Here is a 16022-nt window from a genome sequence, read left to right as displayed (position 1 = left end):
CACCTGCGAGGATGGAACTATGACGACCGGCGCGCTGGACCTTCCCGATACGAGCCGACTCGAGGTTGACGACGCCAAGGACGAGTTGCGCAAGGTGCTCAGGGCGCACCGCCGCACCCATCACCATCACCCGACCCAGGGGCATACCGCGGACTGCGAGGCGCTGACCGAGCACGCCCTGGAGGCGGTGGCCGGCGCCCAGAAGGTGGCGGCCTTCGTGTCAGTGGGGGCCGAGCCCTGCACCCGGCTGCTGCTGGAACGGCTTCACGAGGCCGGCGTCAAGGTCCTGCTGCCGGTGCTCGGCCCCCGCCTGGCGCGCTGCTGGGGGCTGTTCCAGGGCGGTGAGGACCTGGCGGAGCGGGCGCCGAGGCGCCCCCCGGAGCCCAGCGGCCCCACCCTTCCGGCCGACGCAGTCAGTCACGTCGACGCCCTCATCATTCCGGCACTCGCCGTGGACTGCGTCGGGCGCCGCCTGGGACAGGGCGGCGGCTGGTACGACAGGATGCTGCCCCTGCGCTCCCCCGATGCCCACACCTTCGCCATCCTCCACCCTGAGGAGCTGGTGCCCGGGCCATTGCCGATGGAGGAGCACGACAGGTGCGTGGACGCCGTCATCACGGCCCAGGAGTGGTTCCTGCTGGCCGCCGGCTCGCCGGCGCACACCATGTCCCCGGAGTCCTGAGCCCACCGAGACCGCCGGTTCCCGGGGGCCACAGGCACCCTGAGGCGGCCCCTGTCCACAGTACTGAGGAGCCGGCGTGCCGGGCCGCCGTCGGCCGCCGACCCTGGTGGCATGAGACGCCGCCACGGACTGCCCCGCCGCCCCTCGCTCAGCACCTCTCGGGAACCTCAGGATCCCCGTGCGGAGTCACCGCACTCCTCGGTGCCCGGCTCCCGCCCGGCCCGTCCGAGCAGCCGGGCCGGGCGGACCTGGCGCCGCCCTTCGCTCCTGCTGTGGAGGCATCGCCACCTGGTGGTGGCCGTCTGCCTGGGCACCGCGGTCCTGGTGGCCCTCAGCGTGCTGCGTCCCGGCCCCGAACGCGGGCAGCAGGTTCTCGTCGCATCGCGTTCAATCAGCGCCGGGGCTCTTCTCACCGAACAGGACGTTTCGACCAGCACGCTTCCGGCCGGGTCGATCCCCCAGTCCCCATTGACCTCCACGGGTCAGGCGGTGGGGAGCCGGGCGGCCATCTCCCTGGAGAAGGGCACGGTACTGACCGCCTCGATGACCAGCGGCGGCTTGGCCCAGCAGCTGGGGGCCGACGAGCGACTGGTCCAGGTGCCCATCGACGTCGGAGCCGAGCTCGCCCGCCCCGGTGCGCGGGTGGATGTCATCGGGCAGGCCCCCGAGGGGTGGACACCGCAGACGCAGGAGGACGCCTCTCAGGGTGCGGCGGCACAGAATCCCACTGAGCGCCCCGAGGCCCCCGCCGCGCCGAGCAGCCCGGAGAGCAGCTCGACAATGAACCCCTTATCCAGTCCCAACGCACCCTCTTCACTGAGCAACCAGGGATCACCAGGATTTCAGGAGTCTTCTCAGAGTATCTCCCAAGGAATATCTGCAGGACCTTTTGGAACGCACAGCACCGTTCTCTGCTCAAGAGCGAGAGTTGTGACGATTCAGCAGGTCGGAGAGGGTGGTCGATGGACAGAAAACAAGAAAGTAACACTTATCACACTGGCCATTCCTTCCAGTAGCGCTATTCTGGTAGTTGGCGCGGCTACGAATAGCACGCTCGGCATTGCGCTGAGCCCGTAATGCCGCTGCGGCGTCTTACGCGAATGATAGGACGCTCTCACTTCCAGCCCCCGATGGCGCACCCCGGCAGACGTCTGCCCGCGCCGCTAGAAAGGATCGCCATGATTAAGGGATTCAAGGAGTTCATCGCGCAGGGCAACGCCCTCGAGCTCGCCGTCGCCGTCATCATCGGTGCCGCGTTCAAGCCGATCGTTGACGCCATCACCAAGGTCATCCTGGACATTATTGGTCAGATCGTCGGCCAGCCGAACTTCGACTCCATCGGTCAGTTCAAGATCTTCGCGAGCTCCACCGAGTACATTCAGCCCGGCACGATCCTCACTGCCGTGGTGAACTTCTTCTTCATTGCCATCGCCGTCTACTTCGCCATTGTCATGCCGATGAACAAGATCAAGGAGCGCATGGCCAAGCAGAAGGCTGAGGAGGAGGCCAACGAGGTCACCGATGTCGAGCTCCTCACTGAGATCCGCGACCTGCTCTCGGCCAACGCCGCCAAGCACTGAGTCCCGCAGCGATCTGATCATCGCATCGTCGCAAGGCCCCGCCGATCCTCATGATCGGCGGGGCCTTCCGCTTTTCCGCGCATTTCCCTCGCGGCGGCTCGCTATCAGCCCCAGTGCGGGGGAACGTCGCGCTGGAGGCGGGCGTCATTGGAGCCGGCACCACCGGGAGCCGGGGTGTCGAGCCCCTCCCCCGGTCCGCTGAGGGCGTCGTGCTCGTAGTCGGCCCTCGCCAGATCCTCCGGGCTCTCACCGCGCTCGACACGTGCCCGGTCCCGGGCTGACAGGGCGATGACCCGACGGCGACGCCGCGTGCTCCCACGCTCAGGCGTCACGGCACTGTCTGCGGACTCCGCGCCCGGGGCGCGCGCCCGGCCGGATCCGCCTGTCACAGCGGCGTCATTCACGGCATCACTGTCATTCACTGCGTCCTTCAGCACCGCTCGTGCGGTTCAGCGAGTGCGCCGCACGGCGTTGGCCAGGACGGCATCGATCCCCGAGCCGCGACGACGCAGAGCCAGTGCGCTTCTCAGCTCCTCGACCTCCCCTGCCTCGGAGCGGACCACGCCGTCGGAGCGGATCCAGGCCATGAGGTCATCGAGCTGGTCGTCGGAGTAAGCCTGCAGCGGCAGCCCCTGGGCGATGCGAGGGCGCTCAGTGCGCTCATGGGCCTCGTCGGCCTCCGACTCGGGAGCCTCGGGAACGGCACGCACCGAGTCGTCGACGCGGTCGGGCACGGCCTCCATGGCCGGAGCGGCTTCCCCTTGACGTTCCACCAGGACGGCAAGGACGAGTTCCTCAACGGCCCTCGCCTCGGCCTCCGGGTCCACGAACACCCCGGCGGAGAAGGCCATGTGGACGCGCCACCCACGCCGCTCGAGGCGTTCGACGCGGTGACGGTCGCGCCGACGCAGGCTGGGCTCGGAGATGTAGTCGACGTCATCGGTCAGGACCGCCACGAGCAGCTCGTCGGGGTAGTCGGGGTGGCCGATGGCCAGCGGGATACGCACACCGCCGTCGGTCCCGTAGCGCGGGACGACCGACAGGCCCTTGCGCCACAGGTGCTCGGCCAGGTCCACCAGGAGCCGGTCGGGCACCTTGCCGGCGGAGTTGCCGGTTTGGGAGGAGTCCTCGGCCCGGGCCAGGACCTCGCGCAGCAGACGGGCCCCCGGGGCGCGCAGACGGTCGCGGTCGATGTCTCCGGCTGCCAGGCAGGAGACCACCTGGGTGCTGCCCCGAGAGGCGCACAGGGCCTCGACGAGCCCCACCATGCCGCTGTGGTCCGAGACGGGCCCGAAGTTGTGGATAGTGCGCCCGTGCGGGGTCTTGGCGTAGCCCACCGAGATGATGATGTGGTCGCGCTGCAGGGCGCGGGCCTCGGCCAGCTCGACGACGGTGAAGGGCTCGGCCGCCCCGGGGGCGAAGAACTCCTCCAGCGCCGGGGCGCCGGCGGCCGCGCGGGTGATGGCCGAGCGCAGGGCGTCGGCGTGCAGGCGGTTGAGGGCGATGACGGCCAGGGACTCCTCGGGCCGGGTCAGTGCCCGGTCGATGACCATGTCGACGACGCGGGAGACCTCGGCCTCCACCGTCTCGACCGCGGTCTGCCCGGGCGCCGGCATGCCTCGCCCGTCCACGAGCTCCAGGGTCAGGGAGGTGTCCCCCGGCGGGGAGGGCACGGCCTCGACGACCCCCTCGTAGCCGTTGGCCGCCAGGAAGGAGGCGATGCCGGCGTCGAGGCTGTTGCGGCCCGTCGGCAGGGTGCGCGAGGGAAGGAGCGGGCCGAGCTCGGCGGCCAGCCCCTTCGTCGCGCGCCGGGAGTCGCCGACGACGAGCACCTGCTCAGCGCGCACGAAGGCGGGAAGCACCTGCGGGACCGGCATGGGCGTGGAGGCGTCCAGCACGGCCAGGTCCACCACCGCGGTGGGCGAGAAGATCTGGGGCACGAGCGTGGGCGGGACGATCCAGATCGGCCGGGCCAGCAGGGCCATGGGGTGGGCGTCGATGATCTCCCGCAGCGGGACGCCGTCCTCGCGGGCCAGCGCGATGTACAGGGCGCGGGCGTCGGCCTTGTCCTCCTCGACGGCGGCCCGCACCCGCCGGGCGCAGGCCTGGGCCACGGGACCGGACAGGGAGCGCGTGTGGGCGGCGTCGAGCTCGCGCAGCGAGACGGCCATCTGGGACAGGGCGCGCGCGTCGAGACCGCCGAGGTCGGGGTCGGCGGCGAGGGTCTGCGCCAGCAGGGAGGACCACCAGCAGTAGGTGAGCTCGGGCTCGAGCTGCTCGTCCTCGACGCTGCGGGCGGCCATGTCGGCCACGAAGTCGCTCAGGCCCAGGGCCTCGAGATCGGTGCGGATGCGGTTGACCTCGGGGAGCTTCTGGGCGGTGAGGTCGTCGGCGGCCAGGGAGCGTGCCAGCTCCAGGAGATCCTCCAGGGGCGTCTCCATGAGCACCGGGGAGTCCTGGGCGCGCCCCAGCAGCGGCTGAACCTCGGTCACGGCGCCGCGCGCCCGTCCGGCGGTGCGCCGCATCTCGTCCAGGCCCTGTGGCAGGCGGGGCCATCCGCCGTCGGGGTCGTGGCGGCGCCACACCTCGCGGCGGCGCTGGACCTTGACCAGCTCGCCGTGCAGGTCGTCGACGACGCGGCCCGGCCGCACCAGGTCGCCCGCCTGCCGCGTGAAGCGCCGGCGCCGTGAGCCGTCCATGTGGATGCCCCGCTCGTCGCGCCAGCGCTTGGAGGCGGTGGCGATGACCATGTCGGCGGCGGAGCGCTCGAAGACCTCGGGCAGGAAGACGTCCAGGGACTCGCGTACGCCGTCGAACATGTCGAGCTGCTCGATCCACTGGCCCAGGTTGCGGGCCCGGCTCAGGCCGGTGGTGCGGGCGACCACGGCCGTGTGCTCCTGGATGGTGGGCAGCAGGTCATTGGCCAGGGCACGCAGGTGGACGAGCGCGTCGGTGGCCTCGTCCATGTCCTCCACCGGGATCCCGTTCCAGGCGCTGGAGGAGACCTCCGGGGTGAACAGCCCCAGGGCGTGCCCGCGGTGCAGGAGGGCCAGGGCCCGGTCCCTGCCGTCCTCGTCGAGGCGGCCCAGGTGCTCGGCGTCGATGCGGGCCCGGGTGGTCGCCCGGTCGCGACGGCTGGTGAGCTCGGCGAGCTTCTGCAGCGCCTCGTAGGCGGAGACCGACCAGGGCTCGCGGGGGCGGTGCAGGGCACGCACGTAGCGGTCCAGGCGGGAGCGGACCGAGGTGAGGCGGTCCCGCGAGGAGATGATCCCGGCGACGTCGAGCTGGGGCGGCTGGACGCCCAGGCTCTCGCGGATGCCCTCGGAGGCGTGCTGGCGCCAGGCCGCGTCCTCGGTGAGGTCCAGGACCATGGATCCCAGGCCCTCCTCGCGCAGGGCGGCCGCGACGGCGTGCCCGTCGGCACTGGTGGCGGGCACGTGCAGCACGGTGCGTCCGGAGGCGGCGGCGTCGGCGAAGACGGCGGCCAGGGTGCCGGCGACGTCAGAGCCGGGGGGCGCGTCGATGAGGAAGCTCGCTCCGGTGCCCACCGCCTCGATGACGTCGAGCTGGGCTGGCTCCAGGTCACCCACGCCGCGCTCGGCGCCGGGAACCCGGTCGGTGGGAACGGCCGGGGGCAGCTCGACGCTGAGGGCCTCACGGGCCCCCTCGTCGCCGGCGATGGCGGCGACGAGGGCGGAGGTGCGCGAACGCTCCAGGACGGCGTCGAAGTCCTCCACCAGCGCCTGTCCGGGGTGGACGAAGGCGCCGACGACGAGGCGTTCGTGGATCTCGAAGCCGGGCAGGTACTGGCGCCCCAGGGCACCGATGCGGGCCAGGGCCGAGCGCGGGGTGAAGCCCGCCGAGGACAGGGCGGCGCGGGCGATGTCCCCGATGTCGGTGCTGCACTGGTAGCGGCGCAGGGCACGGGTGAGGACCGGGTTGACCTCGATGGTGGGGTCGAGGGTGAGGGTGGCGTCCGCGGTGGCGCTGGTCAGGCGCACGGGGCGCAGCAGGACCGGGGCGTTGACGGTGCGCACGCGCGGCGCCGTGGGGGCCTCGGGGACGGTCAGGCCGGCGGCGGCCAGGGCGTTGCGGGCGGCGTGCTCGGCGGCGATGCGCTCGACGTGCGGGATCTGGGCGGTCAGGTCCGCCTCCGGCGAGTCGCCGTCGGCCAGGTGGAGACCGTCCTCCTCGTCGTCCTCGGGGACCGTCTCATTCCAGGTGGCCACCCCGATGGCCAGGTAGACCGGCGCGACGCCGAACTGGCGGGCCAGGACGTCGGTGCGCGCCGAGACCTCGCGCAGGGATTGGCGGGCCTGGCCCAGGGCGTTGCGCTCGCGCACGATGCTGGACAGGTTGGTGGGGCGGCCGGCATAGAGCTGAGCCAGGCCGGAGGGGTGCGCGGCGGTGAGGTCGACGACGCCGTCGAGCAGGGTGATGTCATCAAGGCTCGCCACGCCCCCCAGGTCCACGAGGTGGCTGCGCCAGGAGGACAGGGCCGTGTCAATGCGCTCGCGTCGCTCGACGTCCGCAGCGCTCAGTGGCGGTGCGGGCGCGGGGCGCACGGGGGCCGGAGGCGCCGGTTCGGGGGCTGGCTCGGGCTTGCTCGGCGCCGCGGCAAGAGCCCCCAGGTCCGCGGCGAAACGCCGTCGGCTCGCGGTTTGATCTGAGCCGGCCGAGGATCGGGCACCCTTGTGTTCATCCTCCCGGAGGGCAGCATCGCGCCGTTTACGGCCGAAGGAGAAGAACGAAGGCGTCATACGCTCAAGATATAGGCCGATGGACCCTTGGGCGTGGAGACGCACCGCGGCGTGGCACGCCCCATGCGCCCGCGGCTGCCGTCCGGGCACGACCGGGCGGCACTGATCGAGTCCGTCCGATATCGACGCTCGCCGCCCGGACCCGGTGGTGTCAGCGCCCTCGATTGGATTCGAACCAACGACACCCGCTTTAGGAGAGCGGTGCTCTATCCCCTGAGCTACGAGGGCCTGAGCGGAAGACTACCAGCGGATCGACCCGACCATGACCACTCGGGCTGCGGGGTGGCGCCGCGGCGAGCGAAGGTGGGCTCACCGCGGCGGGTGGGGCCTCAGGCCCGGCCCCACGGGGTGGAGGTGCGCGAGGTGCGCCGCTCCCCCTTGGCGTAGTGCGTGGGTGCGACCAGAACGGGGCACGAGGCGTGGGACAGGACGGCCTGGCTGGTGGAGCCCAGCAGGAGGCCGGAGAAGCCCCCGCGTCCACGCGAGCCGACGACGATGAGGTCCACGGCGGTGGAGAACTCGGCCAGGAGCTCGGCCGGGTTGCCGTCCAGTGCGTGGCGGCGCACTGTGACGCCCTCATGGCCTTCGAGGGCCTCGTTGATGGCGCGGTCCAGCCCGGAGCGAACGTCGGCCAGGACCTGCTCGCGGTCGACGGCGGCCGGCAGCCAGGCGAGCGCCCCAGCCCCGGAGGCCATCGGCACGGCGGCGATGGCGGTGAGCTCGGCGCCCCACGCCTCCGCCTCGGTCACGGCCCACTTGAGGGCCCTGCGGGCTGAGGAGGAGCCATCGACCCCGACGACGATGCGACGCACCGGCGTGTAGTCGGCGCCCTCATTGTGCTGGGGTACGACGACGGCCGGGCAGTGGCTGTGGGCGGGCAGGGCGGAGGAGACGGTTCCCAGGAGCCGGTCGGCAAAGCCGCCACCTCCCCGGGTGCCGACGACGGCCAGCGTCGCCTCCTCGGAGAGGTCGACGAGGACCCCGGCCGGGTCCCCGGTCTCCAGGGAGGAGGTGACGGTGACGCCGGACTTCTTGACGCGCGCAACGGCCTCGTCGATGACGGCCTGGGCGCCGGACCTGATGGCCGAGTCATCGAGCGCCGCGTAGCCGCCGTCGAGGGACGCGGTGGTGAAGGAGGGCAGGGAGTAGGCGCACAGGATGTGGACGCGCCAGCCCTGGCACTCAGCGCGCGCCACAGCCCAGTCCACTGCCGCCAGGGACTCGGGTGAACCATCGACTCCGACGAGGACGACGTTGTCATCAGTCATGGGATCTGCCCTTTCTCGAGATAACGGTCTACGACCCAAGGACATTCTGCCCCGAAAAGGGGTGTGGGGACCACCACATGAGAAGGTTGTCCTCGTTTTGCTCCCAGGAGACGCCCCGGCGGTCGGCTCCGACCCTCTTCTGACACGCCGTGAGGGGTGGGTGCCCGATGGCACCCACCCCTCACGGTCAGGACTTCAGCGTCTGGGATCAGCCGACGCGGACGAAGCTCGGGGAGCCCCAGATGTCGCGGTAGACCACACCGGTGGACTCGTCACCGGCGTCGATCACCTTGCCGTCACCGGCGTAGATGCCGACGTGACCGGGCCAGGTGACGAGGTCGCCGGGCTGAGCCTCAGCGGCGGACACCTGGGTGCCGGCGACGGCCTGCTCGCCGGAGGTACGGGGCAGGCTGATGCCGACCTGGGCGTACACGTAGGAGGTGAAGCCGGAGCAGTCGAAGGCGCTCGGGCCGGAGGCGCCCCACACGTAGGGGGCACCCACGTACTGCATGGCGATGGCCACGACAGAGGAGTTGGAGGTGCTGGCCGGCGCGGAGGCCTGGGTGGTCTGAGCGGCCTGGGTGTCGGCGGCAGCGGCGTCAGCGCCCTGGTCAGCAGCAGCCGGGGCGGCGGCCTCAGAGGAGGGGGCGGCCTCCTGCTCGGCCGGAGCGGCCTGGGCGGCAGGGGCCTCAGGGGCGGCGGGCGCCTGCGGAGCCGCAGGGGCGGGGGCGACGGCCTCCACCTGCGGGGCGGCCTCGGTCACCCAGTTGGCCTGGGAGATGGTGATCTGCTGGCGGGCGGCCAGGGCCTCGCGGGCGTTGGCGGCGAAGATGCCAACTCCGGGGGTCACGCCGGAAGCCTCGATGGTGCCGGAGGAGGTGACCTCGCTGTGGCCGGCGGCGTTGGCTCCCGAAGCGATCATGGTCAGGGCGAGGCCGGACGAAGCGGCAACAGCCAGACCGCGGCGCGCGGTGGGAGCAAAGTCATCCAGTGGGGTAAGGGCGCGGGTGGCTTTGCGGTGACGTGCGGTGGTGCGTGAGGACATGAATGCTTTCTCCTGTTGAGCCGACGAGGTGAGCTGTCGGGTTCGGACTGGAGACGTCCGGCCCGCAGATGCGGGCTTCACCCCAAGGCCGCTTCGGCTGTTCGCCTGGGCGACCGGTAGTTGGTTCCCCCGTTCCTGCCACTTGAGTTGTTGGTTCCACGTGCCTCAGACCGAGTGGCAGGACTAAGCCCCGGTCCGAGACGTCACCGAGACGGTTGTCTGCGGCAACGACCTGAACGCTACATGACAGACCCGCGCTTCGTCACGGCAAGGTGTCACACACTGTTGTGAGCCGAAGCACTATGGAGCGCTTCTCGCTTTTATCCATATTGCTCCAGGGACCTCAGTCCATCGGCGCGCTCGCAACCCAAACCGATAATTCGCGGTATTCTGCTGAAAAATCGCACCCACCTCGACGGGGTCCCGACATAGGCCCTCCGTCCCAGCGCCTGTAGGACCCCTCAACAAGGATGGCTGTCCGACTGTCGACCGGACTACGGGACAACTCCTCGCATCTCATCTAATGAGACGAGAAACACCACCAGAACCCCCTGCCTGCACAGGTTATTTTCAGACTCCCTTGAGGGGGTTGGCAGAAAGCCTGAGCGTCGCCGCTCAGCGCTGGACGAAGAGGTGGCGGGCGACGTCGTCGGCCAGGACGACGGGGTCACCGGAGGACCCGACGAGCCTCACCCCGCCGGCGCTGACACGCAGCTCCACCTCGGTTCCGGCGACGATCTCCGCGTCCTCGAGGCTCGCGATGATCTCCGCGTCAGCCTGGATCGGCTCCCCGATGCGGCTGATGACGGCCGTGACGGTCTCACGTCCGGCGAAGCGGTCCACGCTGACCTCGTCGGCGGAGGGCCGAGGGTGCTCCGCGGTCCGTGGCGGGACGGGATTGCCGAAGGGGTCGGTGGAGACGTCGTCGAGGATGACGGCGAGGCGCTCCTCAACCTGCTCGCTCATGACGTGCTCCCAGCGGCAGGCCTCCTCGTGGACGAATCGGCGCTCGATGCCGATGACGTCCAGCAGCAGTCTTTCAGCGAGCCGGTGCTTGCGGATCACGTCGGTGGCGCGCCTGCGCCCCTCATCGGTGAGCTCGAGAGAGCGGTCCTCGGCGACCTTGATGAGACCGTCACGCTCCATGCGCGCCACCGTCTGGGAGACCGTGGGGCCCGAGTGGTCGAGACGCTCGACGATGCGGGCACGCAGCGGCGGAACTCCGTCCTCCTCAAGCTCATAGACGGTCTTGAGGTACATCTCGGTGGTGTCGATCAGCTCGGTCATGGGGGTGGGCTCCTGCTTGAGGTGGATTACCGCGGCCATTCGATGCCTTCGGAAGGGCTCGCTCACCAAACCGCGTTCCTCGACAGGATAGGCGGCATTCTGTGATCTGGGCCAGCACCGCCTGAAAGCGCGCCGATCCTCGGCTGGGGAGGACTCCCCAGTGCCCCGGAGATGCGCCACGGGTAGCGTACGTATTACTCGTTCGATGACATGTGAGGCCCGGTCAGGCGGCACGAGCCCGCGTCAGTCGGTGTTCGGTCAGTGCGAGTCGACGTCGTCGCCCCGGGTCTCCGGCTGTGGGGTCCGCGGTGGTTTCGGCGCGGCCCTGAGGTAGGGGCGGGTGGAGGAGTAGTGCAGGGACAGGTTCCAGTGCCTGTAGCTCCAGGCGGCGGCCACCAGCGCGGTGAGGACAGCGCTCAGGCCGCCGACCGCGATGGCGATGCGCGGCCCCCAGGCGTCGGCCACCCAGCCGATGAGCGGGGCTCCCACCGGCGTCGACCCTAGGAAGAACATCATGTAGATGCTTAGGACCCGCCCGCGCATGGACGGCTCGGTGGTCATCTGCACGGTCTGGTTGGCGCTGGTCAGGAGGGTGAGGACGCACAGGCCCACCGGGATCGTCATGACCATGAAGGTCGGGTAGGTGGGCATGACGGCCAGCAGGAGGGTGAACACCCCCAGGGCGAGGGCCGCCAGCACGACGGTGCGGGGGCGGGGGTTGCGGCGTCTGGCCGCCCACAGGGCGCCGGAGAGGGACCCGACGGCGAAGACCGAGGAGACGGTGCCGTAGGCGTCGGACTCCAGGTGGAAGACGGTGCGCACGGTCGCGGCCATGGTGACCTGGAAGTTGAGGGTGAGCATGGAGACGACGGCGACCACGGCGATGATGACGACGAGGTCCATGCGGCCGCGCAGGTAGGCCAGCCCTTCGCGGAGCTGGCCGGCGGCACGGCGGGCACGGGGCATGTCCACGAGCTCGCTCACGCGCATGGCGGCCAGCGCCACGGCCGGGAAGACGAAGGTGGCGGCGTTGACGGCGAAGACCCAGCCCGCGCCGACCCAGGTGATGACGACGCCGGCGAGGGCCGGTCCCAGGAGGCGGGCGGCGTTGAATGAGGCGGAGTTGAGGCCCACGGCGTTGGACAGGTGCTCGGCGGGCACCATCCGGGCCACGAAGGTCTGGCGGGCGGGGGCGTCGTAGGCCGCGGCGACACCCGTGAGGAAGGCGGCCAGGTAGACGTGCCACAGGCGGGCGGTGCCGGACAGGACGTCGACGGCGAGGACTGCGGAGACCAGGCCCATGGCGCTCTGGGTGATGATGAGGAACTTGCGCTGGTCGACCCGGTCGGCGACGAGGCCGGCGTGCGCGGACAGCAGCAGCATGGGGAGGAACTGGAGGGCCGTGGTCAGGCCGGTGGCGGAGGCGGAGTCGTCGGTGAGGACGCGCAGCACCAGCCAGTCCTGAGCCACGCGCTGCATCCAGGTCCCGGTGTTGGCCACGAGGGCGGACAGGAACCAGATCCTGTAGTTGTGGAATCTCAAGGAGGCGAAGATGCCACCGCCGGGGCGGCGCTGTGAGGTCGTGCGAGTCATGTCCTGAGGTGGTGAAGACGTGGGGCGGGTTGACGAGTGTCAGGGGTGGTGCCGGACGGTGCCGTCCGGGCGACGAACGCCCCGTCTGAGAAGGGTAGTCCTCGAGGCACCAACGATTACCAGCGATGGACGCCGCCCCTGACGACGGCGAGTGAGACTGGATTGCGGAGAAGCCGCCTCTCTCCCGACCGTTTGGTAACAAAATGGTTACGCCGCTGAACGGCGTATGAGAGAGGGGTGGGCGTTGAACGATAACGGCCAAGGGTATGTGCCGAGCTCAGGCGCCGGGGAGCCTCCTCGGGTGTGGCCGGCGTCTCGGCGCCCGCCCGAGCGAGCGGGCCAGGAGGGGATGCCGGCGGGACGGCCAGTGGCGGGGCATCCGCCATCGGGACAACTGTCGGGCCACCCTGCGGTGGGGCAGCCGACGGCGCCCTCCGGCCACATCCCACCACCCGCCGCCCAGGGGGTCGCACCACCCCGGAGTCATGGTGTCGCCCCGCCCACGGGGCCGTTGGCCGGTCATATGCAGACGGCCGCCTACAGTCACATGCCTGACTCCGGTCGAGCCTTGAGACCCCGGCCCACCCAGGGACCTGCCCAGCAGTCCCAGCCTGCAACGGCGCCTGTTCAACCGGCCGCTCCGCCCATGACGACCACTGCGGTACCAGGGCCCATGGCTGGACCAAGAGCAGAGGCACCGCCGAGGCAGGAGTGGTGGGAACGGCTGCGTGACCGCACGTCGAGGTCTCGGATCTTCCTGGCGCTGCGCCGAGTGCGGGCCGTTGCGGCATGGTTCGCGCTGCTGGTGGTCCTCGTGGCCGTGGCGGTCTCGCCGACGGTCCGCACCGCGCTGGGGGCCTGGATCGGGTGCCTGTGGCTGGTGGTGTGCTGGTTCACTCTGGCCCGAGCTAAAACCGTCTCCTGGGCCCTGACGTCAGGAGTGTTCGCCTCTGGAATGCCATTGGCGCTGTTGATCGCCATGGTGAGCCTGTGGGTCTGCAGCGCCGCCGGCGTCATCCCGTCTGATATAGCCGCTTCCGTAGCGGTCGCCTCCGTGGTGGAGGAGGTTCTCAAGCTGACACCGCTGGCGGTTCTTGCCCTGGTGGCTCCAGGGCGGGTACGCCGTTTTCTGGTGAGCGACTGGATCGTTCTGGGGGTGGCGGCGGGCGCCGCCTTTGAGACGGTCGAGGAAGTCACCCGCCGCGTCATGCTGCTGAACAGCAGCAATAGCTTCCTGAATAGTCTGTTCTGCCCCGAGGGCGGGAGACAACTGGAGTGCGGCGGCGCTACGACCTACTCCCTGAGTCCGTTCTCCGGGGTCACCGGGGACATCTTCCCCTACCCCTATGCCGGGCACGCGGTCGTCACCGGGTTGGTGGGAGGGGCGATCGGGCTGGGTATCGCCCTGTGGCGACGTGGTCGGGTGCATCGCGGTGGATACAGGGCCGCGTTGCAGCTCCTTGCCCCGGTAGTGCCGCTGTGGACGTGGTGGGTGGCGGTTGTCGACCACATGGGGCGCAACGCCTCCAACGACGTGTTGTGGTCGCTGACGGGAGGCGAGGCGCCGTCGTGGCCCGTTGAGGTGACGGCATCGCTGACCAACAACGGGCACGGACGCGGCGCCACCCTTCTGCTGATGCTGGCGCTGGCCTGGGTCATCGATAGCCGCACGCTATGGAGCGGCGGGTACGTGAGCGCCCTTGAGAGCGAGAACTACGGGAACCGCTGGGCGCCGTGGCGGTGGCGTGTCTGGGCGGGAGTGCCACGCAATGCCTTCGGGCGCTTCCTGGCCGACGGCGCCTGCCTGGTCTCCGTCGTCGGGGTCGAGTGGCGATGGGCGTGGATGACGCTCATGGAGGCAGCCGCGTTCCGCGAACCGAGGCTGCTGCTGGCGACTCCCGCGAAACTGCGGATTGCGCGGGAGGAAGCGGCGCGCGCCGAGCTGGATCCAGCGCCGGAGCAGTGGAGGGTGCGACTCGGGGGCCTGTGCGCGGTGGTGGCCGGCGTACTCGTCATTGCCATGGTTCCCGATCTCACCCGGAGCCTGGCCGATAGCCTGACCGAAGAGCAGCCGTACTGGTTGGCGGGGATTCTTGATGCATTGGGGGCGGCGTGGGAGTCGCTGAGCTGGGAGAAGAAGCTGGGGCTGGTGGTGCTGGCCGGGTCCATGGTCGTCTTGTCCGGGGGCACACTCGGCCTGGCCTTCGAGGTCGGCATGGGCGTTGCCACCGTGCTCGGATCCGCCCGCGGGGCAGCGTCCCTCGTCCGCGACCCCCGGGGCACGACGGCCCGCTACCTGTCCACCCACACACCAACCGAGATCGCCCTGGACCTGGCGACCACTGCGCTGACCACGGTCGGCGGCGGAGCCGCCAGCGCCATGGGCGGCCAAATGGCCCGCGGCGCTTACGCCGCCACCCGCGAGGCCAGGTACGCCTCCTGGCTGTGGCGCACCGACCGAACCGCATGGCGCCACTACGCCTCCCAGGCCGGCCGCCGACTCGCATGGGACGAGACCGGCGCCGTCAGGCTCCCAGACTGGAACCCCCGTGCGAGCCTGCGTGCCGATGAGATCGAAGAGCTATTCCGGTACCGAGCCCAGCGCCGAGCCGACTATTACGAAGCCAGAAGACAGTTGGAGGAACACCTACCCAAAGGGCACAGCATGGCGCAGTACAACTCAGGAAGATACAAGAAGACAATCGATGAGTTAGAACGAAATGGCTACGACCCGCAGGCCACTCAAAGCCTAGAAGATGCCGCCACACAGCGCCGCGAAGCATGGAACGACTGGATCGGATCGAGCACTCGCATTGGCGAGACCGGAGGGGAGGCATACCTCGAGTCGCAGGGTTACCATATCCCCGATGAGTTCCTCTCCCAGAATAACGGCACCGCCCCTGGCGGCTGGCTTGACGGGATGGCGGTGAGCCCCAATGGCGACGAGATAGTGATATCCGAGTACAAAGGAGTCACCGCCAACCTGGACAGGTCACCCCGCCCGACGCTCTATGAAGGAAGCGCCAAACAGGGGGCTCCGGCCTATACTCGTGACCGCATGCTGAGCGACCCTCGCTTCGCACAGTACTTCCACGACCACCCCGACGTGTGGGAAGGAGTCAAGAGCGGCGACACCAAGCTGACAATCAAGGTGATGAAAACAAAGACGGAGGATCTCACTCAGATCACCGACGAACCCCTCACCTTGACACCTGAGGTGATCCAGCACCTCCAACAGAGCATTGACAATCTTTAACTGACCTAAAGGACAAGGATGAGCAGCCCATCGAACATCGTCGACTACAGTCAGTCCACTGGATTCCCCTTCTACGCGTACGCCACCGAGCAGATGGTCTCCATCGTGAGAGCTTGGGCGGAGCACACCTGGCCCATCACTCTTGACGAAGCCTTCCTCCTGCGCGACCAGTGCGGGTGGACCGGAGCCCCGCACGACGGTACATTCTTCACCACCCCCGTGAGCAGCGGGGAGACAGACGGAACCATTATGAAAGACACCCGGGACCGCAACCTTGTCAACAGCATCAATGCTCGATTGACCACCCGAGCCCCCGTGGAACTGGAGGCGCGCGTATCTGCTATCACGCAGTCCGTCTACACCGACTACCGGAACGCCCTGACCACAGTATACGGCCCACCCAAAGAAGGTAGAGGCAAGTACGGCCCTTACAGCGACTGGATACTCCCCAGCAACGCATCTATCCACCTCCCCTCACTAGGAACATTCGTTAAGGTCACTATCGACTCGCCAACCGAAACGCATAACGCAGCGCTGGCCGCCTACTATGA

General features: G+C 69.5%; 11 protein-coding genes, 1 tRNA gene and 1 riboswitch. Of the genes, 5 read left to right on the top strand and 7 right to left on the bottom strand.

The annotated features are described in order from the left end of the window. Positions 1-19: 19 nt before the first annotated feature. The 3 genes from BKH28_RS09160 to mscL all read left to right on the top strand — a co-directional run bounded on the left by BKH28_RS09160 (position 20) and on the right by mscL (position 2262). Entirely contained in the window at positions 20-682 is a 663-nt protein-coding gene (locus BKH28_RS09160) for a 5-formyltetrahydrofolate cyclo-ligase (RefSeq protein ID WP_075418506.1), read from the top strand. Positions 683-973: 291 nt separating this feature from the next. Beyond that, entirely contained in the window at positions 974-1759 is a 786-nt protein-coding gene (locus BKH28_RS09155; protein WP_075418505.1) for an SAF domain-containing protein, read from the top strand. A 101-nt stretch (positions 1760-1860) separates the two neighbouring features. Next, the gene (gene mscL / locus BKH28_RS09150) at positions 1861-2262 is read left to right on the top strand and encodes a large conductance mechanosensitive channel protein MscL (protein WP_075418504.1); all 402 of its coding nucleotides are present in this window, start codon (positions 1861-1863) and stop codon (positions 2260-2262) included. A gap of 104 nt (positions 2263-2366) precedes the next feature. On the opposite strand, the gene BKH28_RS13570 is transcribed toward mscL, so the two are convergent. The 7 genes from BKH28_RS13570 to BKH28_RS09115 form a co-directional block, all read right to left on the bottom strand. Beyond that, positions 2367-2666 (bottom strand): hypothetical protein, encoded by a 300-nt coding sequence (locus BKH28_RS13570; RefSeq protein ID WP_256695623.1) that lies wholly within the window; start codon positions 2664-2666, stop codon positions 2367-2369. A gap of 45 nt (positions 2667-2711) precedes the next feature. Further along, complete coding sequence (locus BKH28_RS09140) at positions 2712-7022, bottom strand: DNA helicase (protein WP_143224119.1); 4311 nt, start codon at positions 7020-7022, stop codon at positions 2712-2714. 155 nt (positions 7023-7177) lie between these two features. Next, positions 7178-7250, bottom strand: a tRNA-Arg gene (locus BKH28_RS09135). 101 nt (positions 7251-7351) lie between these two features. Then, entirely contained in the window at positions 7352-8290 is a 939-nt protein-coding gene (locus BKH28_RS09130; protein WP_075418502.1) for a universal stress protein, read from the bottom strand. Between the two features lie 208 nt (positions 8291-8498). Continuing rightward, entirely contained in the window at positions 8499-9335 is an 837-nt protein-coding gene (locus tag BKH28_RS09125; RefSeq protein ID WP_075418501.1) for a C40 family peptidase, read from the bottom strand. Between the two features lie 3 nt (positions 9336-9338). Then, a riboswitch (cyclic di-AMP (ydaO/yuaA leader) is annotated at positions 9339-9494 on the bottom strand. Positions 9495-9950: 456 nt separating this feature from the next. Beyond that, the gene (locus tag BKH28_RS09120; protein WP_075418500.1) at positions 9951-10622 is read right to left on the bottom strand and encodes a metal-dependent transcriptional regulator; all 672 of its coding nucleotides are present in this window, start codon (positions 10620-10622) and stop codon (positions 9951-9953) included. 258 nt (positions 10623-10880) lie between these two features. Then, a complete protein-coding gene (locus BKH28_RS09115; protein ID WP_075418499.1) occupies positions 10881-12215 on the bottom strand; it encodes an MFS transporter in 1335 nt (444 codons plus the stop codon). A gap of 646 nt (positions 12216-12861) precedes the next feature. Here BKH28_RS09115 and BKH28_RS09110 point away from each other — a divergent pair. Continuing rightward, entirely contained in the window at positions 12862-15471 is a 2610-nt protein-coding gene (locus BKH28_RS09110; RefSeq protein WP_256695620.1) for a hypothetical protein, read from the top strand. An 18-nt stretch (positions 15472-15489) separates the two neighbouring features. Further along, positions 15490-16022, top strand: a 533-nt coding sequence (locus BKH28_RS13565) for a DUF6301 family protein (protein ID WP_075418498.1), incomplete at its 3' end; no start/stop codon positions are given.

The organism is Actinomyces oris (genome assembly GCF_001937665.1).
GTDB classification, from domain to species: domain Bacteria; phylum Actinomycetota; class Actinomycetes; order Actinomycetales; family Actinomycetaceae; genus Actinomyces; species Actinomyces stomatis.
Note: the sequence above shows the minus strand (reverse complement) of the source record. Positions and strands in the feature narration are given on the sequence as shown.